Source organism: Flavobacterium sp. CG_23.5, from assembly GCF_017875765.1.
Lineage (GTDB): Bacteria > Bacteroidota > Bacteroidia > Flavobacteriales > Flavobacteriaceae > Flavobacterium.
Genome location: NZ_JAGGNA010000001.1, coordinates 746,967 through 759,172 on the forward strand (window position 1 = coordinate 746,967; position 12,206 = coordinate 759,172).

The 12,206-nt window shown below is 32.4% G+C and carries 13 protein-coding genes; all 13 read left to right on the forward strand.

Translation table 11 applies throughout. The features are described 5' to 3' along the window. Positions 1-41 precede the first annotated feature (41 nt). A complete protein-coding gene (locus H4V97_RS03075) occupies positions 42-227 on the forward strand; it encodes a CsbD family protein (RefSeq protein ID WP_196851009.1) in 186 nt (61 codons plus the stop codon). A gap of 307 nt (positions 228-534) precedes the next feature. Next, entirely contained in the window at positions 535-1,179 is a 645-nt protein-coding gene (locus tag H4V97_RS03080) for a porin family protein (protein ID WP_231385481.1), read from the forward strand. 109 nt (positions 1,180-1,288) lie between these two features. Then, positions 1,289-1,441 (forward strand): lmo0937 family membrane protein, encoded by a 153-nt coding sequence (locus H4V97_RS03085; protein ID WP_196851007.1) that lies wholly within the window; start codon positions 1,289-1,291, stop codon positions 1,439-1,441. A gap of 34 nt (positions 1,442-1,475) precedes the next feature. Continuing rightward, entirely contained in the window at positions 1,476-1,853 is a 378-nt protein-coding gene (locus H4V97_RS03090; RefSeq protein ID WP_196851006.1) for a YtxH domain-containing protein, read from the forward strand. 51 nt (positions 1,854-1,904) lie between these two features. Further along, a complete protein-coding gene (locus tag H4V97_RS03095) occupies positions 1,905-2,252 on the forward strand; it encodes a hypothetical protein (RefSeq protein WP_196851005.1) in 348 nt (115 codons plus the stop codon). A 1-nt stretch (position 2,253) separates the two neighbouring features. Beyond that, positions 2,254-2,607, forward strand: coding sequence for a hypothetical protein (locus H4V97_RS03100; RefSeq protein WP_196851004.1), 354 nt, complete (start codon positions 2,254-2,256; stop codon positions 2,605-2,607). A gap of 176 nt (positions 2,608-2,783) precedes the next feature. Beyond that, positions 2,784-3,656, forward strand: coding sequence for a histidine kinase dimerization/phospho-acceptor domain-containing protein (locus H4V97_RS15965; RefSeq protein ID WP_209548871.1), 873 nt, complete (start codon positions 2,784-2,786; stop codon positions 3,654-3,656). 570 nt (positions 3,657-4,226) lie between these two features. After that, positions 4,227-5,927: an Ig-like domain-containing protein gene (locus tag H4V97_RS03110; protein ID WP_196851002.1), complete on the forward strand. Its 1,701-nt coding sequence runs from the start codon at positions 4,227-4,229 to the stop codon at positions 5,925-5,927. 26 nt (positions 5,928-5,953) lie between these two features. Further along, entirely contained in the window at positions 5,954-7,702 is a 1,749-nt protein-coding gene (locus tag H4V97_RS03115; RefSeq protein WP_196851001.1) for an Ig-like domain-containing protein, read from the forward strand. Between the two features lie 88 nt (positions 7,703-7,790). Next, on the forward strand, positions 7,791-9,821 hold the full coding sequence (locus H4V97_RS03120; RefSeq protein WP_196851000.1) for an OmpA family protein: 2,031 nt from the start codon (positions 7,791-7,793) through the stop codon (positions 9,819-9,821). A 246-nt stretch (positions 9,822-10,067) separates the two neighbouring features. Continuing rightward, positions 10,068-10,547, forward strand: a complete 480-nt coding sequence (locus tag H4V97_RS03125; RefSeq protein ID WP_209548872.1) for a nuclear transport factor 2 family protein — start codon at positions 10,068-10,070, stop codon at positions 10,545-10,547. After that, positions 10,537-10,983, forward strand: a complete 447-nt coding sequence (locus H4V97_RS03130) for a DinB family protein (RefSeq protein WP_209548873.1) — start codon at positions 10,537-10,539, stop codon at positions 10,981-10,983. Before H4V97_RS03125 ends, H4V97_RS03130 begins: the two co-directional genes overlap by 11 nt. Before the next feature lie 132 nt (positions 10,984-11,115). Further along, positions 11,116-12,198, forward strand: coding sequence for an AI-2E family transporter (locus H4V97_RS03135; protein WP_209548874.1), 1,083 nt, complete (start codon positions 11,116-11,118; stop codon positions 12,196-12,198). Positions 12,199-12,206: the final 8 nt, after the last annotated feature.

Genomic DNA, 12,206 nt, shown 5'->3' on the forward strand with positions numbered 1-12,206 from the left:
GTAGAATCATGATAACTTTCTCATGGTATAAATAAAGCAAAATGAACACTGAAGAATTAAAAGGAAATTGGGATGAACAAAAAGGTAAATTAAAACAAAAGTTCGCTGCTTTGACTGATAATGACGTATTGTTTAAGGAAGGACAAAAAGAAGAAATGATTGCAAGGCTGCAATTAAAATTGGGTAAAACCAAAGAAGAATTACTAAAGATTATTGCCGAGCTTTAATTCAATTCATTATCTAGATTTTAAAGATCTAATAAGTTAAATATTTATAAACTTGAGACTGGTTATTATATAGTTTAAATCAAGTGATGAAATAATAAAAATGGATATTGGTAAATAAAAAATATATTTCTAAAGGCGAGTTTTTTAACTCGCCTTTTTTTTGTTTCAGAATTAAACGAAATTAATAATTTATTCTACACAAGATCAAAATCCACTACATGTGAATAATATAAGTTTTCCAAAAAGTTTTGTAACACTTTTCGCCCTAAACATAACCACCTTTGTATTATAACAAAAACAAATGAAAATGAAAAACTCGAACAAACTGATTTTTGCTTCTTTGGTATTAACTTTTATGGCATTCAATAATGTTAAAGCACAGGACAATGTAACAAAATTTGGTGTTAAAGGAGGCGTAAACTTCTCTAATCTTTATACAGATAATGCAGATGACGAAAATGTATTAACAGGCTTTAATATTGGTTTATATGCCAAAGTACCTGTAACAAACTCCATTTCCATTCAACCTGAAGTATATTATACTGGAAAGGGTGCTGAAGTAGTTTACAACAATGCACTTGCCAATGGAACTGCGAAATTCAAACTAAACTATATTGAAGTTCCAGTTATGTTAGTTGCGAATGTTACAAAAAATTTCAACGTGCAAGTAGGTCCTTATGCAGGATATTTAATTAGTGGTAAAACTACTAATGAATCTAACAACGGTACTTTTAATTTCGAAAATAATATAAACAAAGACGATTTTAATAAAATTGATGCTGGAGTTGCTGCGGGTCTTGGGATCGATTTGGAAACTGTAAGTTTTGGAGTCCGTTACAATTACGGTCTTACGAAAGTAGGAAAAGAAAGAAGCTACAGTGGAACAAATTATACTTTTCCTGACGGAAAAAATAGTGTCTTAAGCTTCTACGGTGCATTTTCATTTAATTAGCACAAAAAAACATTGCAAGTAAAAAAAAACATAAAATACTAGCATACAGTCAATTAATTTTTTTAAATTTAAGTAATAATTAATAATTAACAATTAAAAAACAAAAATCATGAGCAATTTACTTTACACCATCGCAGTCATTTTAATTATTTTTTGGGCAATTGGATTCTTCGCATACAGTGCTGGATCAATTATACATATCCTACTTGTTATTGCAGTTATAGCAATAATTTTAAGACTTATTCAAGGACGAAGATTATAATCAAATCAAATTTAAACATTAAAAAAACACAATTATGAAAACAGATAAAGTAGTATTAGGGATATTAGGTGGTGTTGCTGCCGGAGCATTATTAGGAATCTTATTTGCTCCTGAAAAAGGAGACAAAACTAGAAGAAGAATTATGGATAAAAGTAATGATTATGCTGACGAGTTGAAAGACAAATTAGATACATTGCTAGGAACCATGACTGATAAATATGAGAAAATTTGGAAAGAAGGCGAAAATTTAATCGCTGAAGGAAAATCAAAATTTCAAGATTTAAAATCAGAAGGAACTTCTAGATTTGATGATGCGAAAGCAGAAGGAAAATCAAAATATGAAGAGGTAAAATCTGAAGGGAAATCAAAATTTGAAGATTTTAAAAGTGATATAAAAAATTCAAATATTTAAAAATATTTGAGTCAAAAAATTCATTATAAAAATAAGCTTAAAATTAAAATCATGGACAATAGAGCAACAACAATAGAAATGCTTTTTGAAAAAGCAGAGGTTTACACTAGAACAACTGTAGAATTAGCAAAGATGAACGCTATTGATAAATCTGCGGATGTTTTATCCTCACTTCTCTCAAGGTTAACCGTTATTATTGTTGTTGCTATGTTTGCCCTGTTGCTAAATATTGGTCTTTCTTTATGGATTGGCGAATTACTTGGTAAAACATATTATGGGTATTTTGCAGTTGCCGGCGCATACTTTATTTTAGCGATTGTCATCAACAGCTTTAAAGATGAATGGATTAAGCTACCTGTGAGTAATTTCATAATTATAAAAATGTTAAAAAAGAAATAATATGAAAAAGACAAACGAAACTGATACTTTGAATGAAACTATTTCTTTATTAGAATATAGACAAGCTTATGAATTAAGAATACTTAAAGAACAGTTTGAACTAACTTATGATAGTTTGAAACCTTTAAACTTGATAAAAAGTGCCTTCAGTGAAATGACAACTTCGTCAGAATTAAAAGGTAATTTAATTAATAATGTCATTGGTATATCCACCGGATATTTGACTAAAAAACTTTTGGTTGGATCAACACATAATCCATTCAAAAGAATCTTAGGAACCGCAATACAATTTGCGATAACCAATCTGGTTACAAAAAATAAAGAGCATTCAAAATTGAGAGAAATTGAAGAATAAAACACATATTTATTTTTTGATTAATTAAAAATACTTAAATTGTTAAGTATTTTATTTTTTGTAGATTTAGCAAGTGCAATGGTTTCAAATGCTTCCCTAAAAAATTAAGTCAAACAACAGTTTGATCGATTATTTACTAATGATTTTTTTTCTTAAAAACTTTTAATAGAAAAATAGTGATTACACCAAAAAAAATTGACTTAACTAATTATAGTAAAAACTTTTCTTTTCAAAATAAGGAAAAAGAAAAACCAGCTATACCATTAATTATAACTAATCAAGAATTGGCGAATCAAAACCAAGAAATAGTTAAGCGAACATCTGAACTTGTCATTGCAAAGGAGGAACTTGCGCTTCAGAGCGAAGAAAAAGAAAAGAGAGCGGCAGTGCTAGTACTTATCAATAAAAAAATTGCCTTCAAAAATAGAGAACTGGCCATTAAAACGGCAGAACTAAATATTGCTAATCGAAAGCTTACCTTTCTAAATGAAGAAAAAGAAAAAAGTTATGCTGACTTTATTGTGGCAAACAAAGAACTCGTGTTTCAAAACCAAGAAAAAGAAAAAAGAGCTGCCGAGTTAATAATTGCTAATGAAAAACTTGATTTCAAAAATAAAGAAAGAGCATTTCAAACTGCACAACTTAACATTGCTAATAGGAAACTTCTTTTCCAAAATCAAGAAAAAGAAAAACGTGCGGCTGAGTTAATTATTGCGAATCGTGAGCTTGCTTTTCAAAATACAGAAAAAGAAAAAAGAGCTAAAGAGTTAATGACTGCAAATAAAGAACTTAAAAAAGTTCAAGGATATCAAAAAGAGTATATAAAAGGACTTGAAGAAATGATGTTTATGACTTCACATAGAGTTCGACAACCTATTGCTAATATTTTAGGACTATCTCAAATCCTAAATAAAAATACTAATTCACCAGAAGAACATCTAGAGTATTTAGATTATATAAAACAATCTGCTTTATCTCTTGATACCTTTACCAAAGACCTTACCTTATTTATTTTCGAACTAGGAAAAAAAGGAAAACAAAATTTATAGAAAACTGCATTTATATTCACAAATTCTCGAGTTGTGAAATTCCAATTTTAAAAATTAGGAGTTGTTTTTTTTTTGCTTTACTCCTTAATTATAGGCACTTTCTTTTTATTTCACATCTACGAATTTAAATAATTTTCAAAACCGAGGCTTTTTGAGCATCTTCAACAATTTTAGGAATAATCTTGTAAAGGTTTATGTCCAAAAAAATATATTCTCGGTTAATATATTTACTCTTCCTGTTTAATAGACTTTATTCTTTTTGCATTTTTTAATTTGGTTCTTAAATAATTGCAGAATATTCCTGTTCACTACTCCAAATGCTTTTCGCAAATAAAAGATTACAATTATTTTGGTTTAAATGTTAGGCTTTTTTTAGGTTTTTTTTCAATGATTTTTAGGGTTCAAATACCTTCAAAACCTATCAATTAAACTAAACAACTGATTTGTAGTATTTTAACAAAATATTAATAAGTGAATTTTACAAGTTAATTTTTGAATACTATAATAGATTATTCTCTTAACAGGGCCACCTTTGGTGCACATAATTCTTAACCTATAATCAAAGATAAAATGAAAGCTAAAAATTTACTATTAACTCTAGCAATCGTACTTATTGCTTTAATTTCTGGATGTTCCTCAGATCAATCCATGGATACTACGGCAACAGTTCCAGTTGTGAATGTTACTAGCCCTTTAAACAGCGCTATTAACACACCTTTAGACCAGGTAATTGCGGTGACCTTCAATGAAGCGATCAACCCAAGTACTACTCAAACAGTTTTTACGTTACAGCAAGGGACTACAGTGGTTCCGGGAACAGTTTCTACTAATGGTGCAACCATAACTTTTACGCCTGCTTCACCGCTAGCGCCAAACACTACTTACACCGCTACAGTAACAGTGTCGTCTGTAGATTTATTAGGTCATGCGACTTTACAATCAACGAACACATGGACGTTTAGTACTGGTGGATTTGTAACTCCATCTGTGAGCTCTACTGACCCAGCACCTAATGCTACAGGAGTTTTTATTAATAAAAACGTATCTGCAACATTTAATATGCCAATGAATGCTTCAACAATAAATGGAACAACATTTACTGTAATGCAAGGAACTACACCAGTTGCAGGAAATGTATCTTATGACGGAACAAATGCAATTTTTAATCCTAACGTTGATTTTGCAATTAATACCCAATATACTGCTACTATTACAACTGGAGCAAAAAATATTCAAGGTACTACAATTGCCAAAAACTACGTATGGAAATTTACAACTGGTAGCGTTTTAGCTGCTAAAGTTTTATCAACTGATCCTTTAAACAATGCTACAAATGTTGCTGCCAACAAGGTAATTACTATAAACTTCAGTATGCCAATGGATGTATCGACATTTACTAGTGCAAACATTACCTTAAAATCAGGTACTACAACAATTTTAGGTAATTTAACCTACAATCTTACGAAAGACGTGGCTTACTTTACGCCTTCATCTAATCTTTTATTGAATACTACTTATACAGCTACTGTAACAACTGCCGTAAAAAATGCAGCTGGTGTTCCATTAGCTAATAATTATATTTGGAGTTTTAATACAAACGTACCTGTAACTGGTTCACTTGTAGATCTTAAATCGGTTGCAAGATTTGGAATTATTTCAGGAGTTGGAGTTAGTAATAACGCTGGCTTCAGTCAAATACGTAACATGGATGTAGGTATTAGCCCAGGTGTTCGTTCTTCAATTACAGGTTTTCCACCTGCAACAATTGTAAACGGTGCAATCTATGCTTCTGATGATATTGCTCCAGCTGGAACAGCTGCTATGTTAACTCAAGCAAAAAAAGATCTTACTGATGCCTATCTTTTCGTTGAAGGAGCTTCTTACTCTGCACCTATTGGAATAGCAGGCGATCAAGGAGGAAAAACTTTAGTTGCTGGTATCTATAAATCAACCTCTACACTTTTAGTACAAAATGGTAATTTAACACTTAGCGGTAGTGCAACTGATGTTTGGATTTTCCAAATCGCATCTGCTTTTACAACTGTAGGTGGTGCCGGTGGAAATATTGTTCTTGCAGGAGGAGCTTTAGCTAAAAATGTGTATTGGCAAACTGGAAGTTCAGCGACAATTGGAAACTATACAAATTTTCAAGGAAACGTATTGGCTTTACAATCTATAACAATGGGTAGCCATGCAACTGCAACAGGAAGAATGCTTGCCAGAAATGGTGCAGTAGTAATGACTGATACAAATATTATTACAAAACCGTAATTATAAAAATTAACACATAAATAAAAATGAAAACTAAAAAGTTATTATTAACATTTGCCATCGCATTATTTGCTTTGATTTCAGGTTGCGCAACCGATGATTTCGTTGAAACAGTTGGCGTGTGTCCTGTAGTGGTTTCAACGATTCCGGCTCCTGGAGCAATTGGAGTTCCTTTGAACCAAATAATTTCAGTGACCTTCAATGAAGCGATGAATCCAGAAACGATTCAGACCTCCTTTACGGTTGAGAACGGAACACCTATTAGTGGAAAAATTACCTATTCCGGTAATGTCGCAACATTTACTCCAGGTGCTTTGCTTGCAGCAAATACAGTGTATACAGGAAGAGTAAAAACTTCTGCTAAAGATATCAATGGAAATGCGTTACAAGTTGAGTATGTTTGGAAATTTTCTACTGGTGTAGCACCTTTTGTTACGCTAACTGATCCAGCACCACTAGCTACTAATGTTCCTTTAAATAAAATAATTACTGCAACTTTTAACACGGCTATGGATCCGGCAACCTTGGTTGATCCGGCGACAACATTCACAGTAAAAGAAGGTTTAAATTCAATTGCAGGTGTAGTTACTTATTCAGGAACAATGGTTTCATTTAAACCAACGCTTTTATTATTACCTGGAAAAACATATACAGCTACTATATCAACCGCAGCTAAAAATGTTGCAGGTGTACCAATGGCAAGCAATTATACCTGGACATTTTCAACACCAATTGTACCTTTTGTAGTATCTACTGATCCTGCGCCACTTGCAATTGATGTTCAATTAAATAAAACGATTACAGCTACGTTTAATATAGCGATGGACCCTGCAACATTAGTAGATCCTGCTACAACATTCTCTGTAAAAGATCAATTAAATAATAACATTGTGGGTGTTGTTACTTATTCTGGATTAACGGCTTCATTTAATCCAAATCTGCCTTTATTATCTGCGAGAACATATACTTGCACGATAACTACTGCAGCTAAAAGTACATCAGGTATACCAATGGCAACTAATTATGTATGGACCTTTTCTACAGCCCTACCAGTTTCTGGTGGTACAATTCCGCCAGCCGCATCTGGTGTAACTATGGGAGCTTTCGGAGGAAATGCCGGAATTACCAATCAAGGTTTATTTACAAGAATTAACAATGGAGGAATTGGTACTACCGCTGCCGCATCTTTAATAACAGGTTTCACAGATCTAACTAATGGTGCTGTTTATACTGTTACACCTTTAAATAATGGACTCGTACAAGGTGGAATTACAGTTGGTTCAGCAGCAGCTCCTGAATTAGTTAAAGCTAATGCAGCTTATAATAGTATTTCTCCAGCTTCAAAACCAGGTGGTATTGATCCGGGTGCAGGTGAACTAGGTAGGTTAACTTTAGCCCCAGGTATTTATAAAGCTGCCAGTGGTACTTTTAAAATTACAAATGGGGATCTTACTTTAGATGCTCAAGGTGATCCTGATGCAGTTTGGATTTTCCAAACGGCTGCAGCATTAACAGTTGGAGATGCAGCACCAAGCAGTGTAAAACTGTTAAACGGAGCTCAAGCTAAAAATGTATATTGGTATGTAGGTAGTACAGCAGTAATTAACTACGCAGGTGGTGGAGTTATGGTTGGAACTATTATCGCTAATTCTGGAGTGACATTGTCTAATCCTGCAAACAGTACTAACGCTGTTCTTCAAACTGTGTTAAACGGTAAAGCGATATCCTTAGTTTCTTCAGTTACTATGGTAAATACAATTATTAACGTACAATAATTAAGTACGGGATAGTTGTAAAACCAAATAATTACATCCCGTCTTCGGGCGGGATTTATCTAAAAAATGAAATAATTAAAATATAAAAATGAAAGCAAAAAATAATAGTAACGTGGGATTATGCTTAGCATATTCTCCTAATAAACTAACTATCAAAAGTGTTGCAATAATTGCTTTATCATGGTTAAGTTTTCAAACTGCAGTTCAAGCGCAGGAAGCACAAGCAATTAAATACACAAAACCTTCTTGGTTTTTTGGAGTAGCTGGTGGTGCTAATTTTAATTTCTATCGCGGTTCCACTCAACAAATGAATGCTGATTTTAAATCGCCAGTTGCGTTTCACGATGGTTTTGGTACTGGACTTTATATTGCACCTCTTTTAGAATTTCACCGTCCTGAATCAAGATGGGGTTTTATGTTGCAAGCAGGATATGATAGCCGTAAAGGCAAGTTTGACCAAGTTGTTACTCCATGTGACTGCCCAGCAGATTTATCAACTAAACTGAGCTACGTTACCGTAGAGCCTAGTTTGCGTTTTGCGCCATTCAAAAATAATTTTTATTTATATGGAGGTCCGCGTTTGGCTTTCAACATGGATAAATCATTTACTTATCAGTTAGGTGTTAATCCAGCTATCCCTACTCAAGCAGCAAGTCCTGCAGTAAAAGGCGATTTTGATAATATTGACAAAACTCTTATTTCAATGCAAATTGGAGCAGGATATGATATTCCACTTTCATCAGATAACAACAAGACTCAATTTGTATTGTCTCCTTTTGTTTCTTTCCAACCTTATTTTGGTCAAAATCCACGTTCAACTGAAACATGGAATATAACTACTGTGAGAGCAGGTGTTGCACTTAAATTTGGACAAGGAACAAATATTCAAGAATCTACAGATTTAGTAAAGGATCGTGAAGTTCAATTTTCTGTTGATTCTCCAAAAAATGTTGCAGGAGAACAAAGAATGAGTGAAATATTGCCACTTAGAAACTACGTGTTTTTTAATATCGGATCAACTGAAATACCAAGTCGTTACGTTTTATTAAATAAAAATCAGGTTAAAGATTTTAAAGAAGACCAATTGGAAGTTTTTGCACCAAAAAATCTATCAGATCGCTCAAAGCGTCAGATGGTTGTTTATTATAATGTATTAAATATACTTGGTGATCGTATGCAAAAAAATCCTTCAGCAACTATAACTTTAGTTGGTTCATCTGAAAAAGGTACTGAAGATGGTCTAGCGATGTCAGAATCAATCAAAACCTATTTGGTAAATGTATTTGAAATAAACCCATCTAGAATAAGCACTAAAGGTCAAAGCAAACCAGCTGTTCCATCAGAACAGCCAGGCGCAACATTAGAACTTGAACTACTTCGTGAAGGAGATCGCAGAGTTACCATTGAAAGTAATTCTTCAAATTTATTGATGGAATTTCAAAGTGGTCCTGATGCACAATTGAAACCAGTAGTAATTATGCCTCTTCAAGAAGCGCCAGTTGAAAGTTACGTTACAATCAACAATAAGGGAGCTAAAGATGCATTGTCTACCTACTCTATTCAAATGACTGATGAACAAGGAAAAGTACAATCTTTTGGACCTTATACAGAAGACGTGGTAACTATTCCTGGAAAATCAATTTTAGGAAACAGAGCAGAAGGTGATTTCACTATGAAAATGGTAGGTCAAACCAAAAGTGGTAAAGTGATAGAAAAAGAAACTCCAGTTCATGTAGTTCTTTGGAAACCCGCTACAATTGAACAAGGAATTAGATATAGTATTCTTTATGAATTTAATAAAGCAAAAGCAATCACTATCTATGAAAAATACCTTACTGATGTGGTGACACCTAAAATCCCAGTTGGAGGAATGGTTATCATTCATGGTCATACTGATATTATTGGTGGAGAAGCATATAACCTAAATTTATCTGCAGCTCGTGCAAATGATGTTAAAACCATAATTGAAAGCGCTTTATCTAAAGCTGGCAGAAATGATGTGAAATTTGAAGTGAACGGATTTGGAGAAGATGAAAATAAATCTCCTTTTGAAAACAAAACTCCAGAAGAGCGTTTTTATAACCGTACAGTAGTTATTGATATAATCCCTGTAAAATAACAGTTTAACTATTTTTTACAGTACATATTTTTCAGAATGCAAAAAAGGATAGAAACTCAAAATTCTATCCTTTTTTTATGCAATATAAAATCATAACTAGTTACTATTAGGTAGATTAAAAGCGCTACTAAATCTATTACTGGTAAAAAAACAATAAATTAAAACAGTAAAATTTATTGAATAAAATTTGAAAAGATAAAATTTAACAAAAAAATTACTATTTTTACTCTTCACTTTTATTCAAATATGAACGCTAACGAGAAAATTTTAATTAAATTTTATACTGCTTTTGCAAATGCAGATGCTAAATCGATGTGCACCTGCTACCATCATGATATAAAGTTTCGAGACCCTGCATTTGGTTTATTAAAGGGAAATGATGTATGCGACATGTGGAAAATGTTAATTAAGAATAATAAAGGAGAAATAAAAATCGAATTTGATGAAGTAAAAGCAACTGAATATCTTGGTTCCGCAAAGTGGGTTGCAACTTACAACTTCAGCAAAACGAATCGAAAAGTTGTGAATTTAATTAAGTCCGAATTTCAATTTAAAGATGGTTTAATTATTAAACATACTGATAATTTTGACATATGGAAATGGTCCAAGCAAGCATTAGGAAGTACCGGTTATTTATTTGGATGGACAGGTTATTTTCAAAAAAAGATACAAGAACGAGCTCTATTGTCTTTGAAGAAATATAAAGAAACTAAAGATGCTCATTGAAACAGTAAGAACCCTTTTTAACAGAGACTTAAATCAGTTAAAAAAGGAAATTGAGTTGTATCAGAATGAAACTGACATTTGGTGCGTCCAAAAAGGAATTTCAAATTCAGCCGGAAATTTGTGTTTGCACTTAATAGGAAATCTGAATACCTATATTGGAGCTGAATTTGGAAAAACAAACTATGTCAGAAACAGAGCACTTGAATTTTCGCTTAACGATGTTCCAAAAGCTGAATTACTTAATAAAATTGAAGAAACTAAAACTATTATTGACAACGCACTACGTTCTTTAACGGATGAAATGCTACAAAATGAATATCCGCTTTTAGTCTTTGAAACAAAAATGACAACTGAATTCTTTTTGATTCATTTAACTACACACCTAGCCTATCATTTAGGGCAAATAAATTATCACCGACGATTGTTGACGTCTTAATATATCCCAACTATATATCTAAGGATAAATACGTCGATATAATTAATTATTAGTACTTTTAATACTCATTGTCATTTATACTGCAATGCATTAATTGATAGGTACGAAATAAAAGTTATATACGATAAAAGTATGATACCGTTTCCAAATATACCAACTCTAATTACTTCCAAAAAAACATTTTCTGTTTTAGAGATTCTTCAGTTAATTGTATTTGCGTCTATGCTCCTTTACTTTGGAAAAACACTTTTTATCCCTTTAAGTTTTTCATTGCTTATTAGCTTTATTCTTTATCCAGTTTGCAAATGGATGGAAACAAAAGGAATAAATAAAGGATTATCTATTAGTATTTCCTTGTTTTTTGTGACAATTCTTGCTGGTGCAATCATTTATCTACTTGTGGCACAATTGATGGAATTCTTCAATGAATGGCAATTATTAAAAAGTAAACTTATAGATGCGGTAACTCAAATTAGTATTTTTATAACGGAACGCTTTGGTATAAGCGACGAAAAACAAGCAGGATTTCTTAAAACTACCATCGATAATTCCGGATCCGAAGCTTTTTCATTGCTAAGAAATACCGCCTATTCCCTATCTGAATCCTTTTTTTATCTTTTAATGATTCCTGTTTTTTCAGCTCTTATACTATATCACCGTAAACTTCTATCGAAAGCGCTATATCATATTTTCCCAAAGGAGAAAAAAAATGTTATACATGAAATTTTGGTTGAAACTATTCACGCTTATTATAATTTTATCAAAGGGATGTTAGTAGTGTATCTAATAGTTGGAATTTTAAACAGTGTAGGATTGGCAATCATTGGTATCCCACATCCTTTTCTATTCGGTTTTATCGCTTCGATACTGACATTTATACCCTATGTAGGGATTATGATATCGTCACTTTTACCAATCACAGTTTCTTGGATAACCTACAATTCTATTTGGTATCCTCTAGGAGTTATACTTGTATTTTCTATTGCACAAGTACTCGAAGCCTACATAATATTCCCTTTTGCCGTTGGAAGCCGGTTAAAAATAAATACACTTGTCATTATAATTATGATACTTGTAGGAGGCATTTTATGGGGTGCAGCAGGAATGATTCTTTTCATTCCGTTCATAAGCATCGTAAAATTGATTGCGGATCGTACCCCTAGTTTAAAAACGCTATCGGTACTACTGGGTGATGGAGAAGATACAAAAATCTAATTTAATAC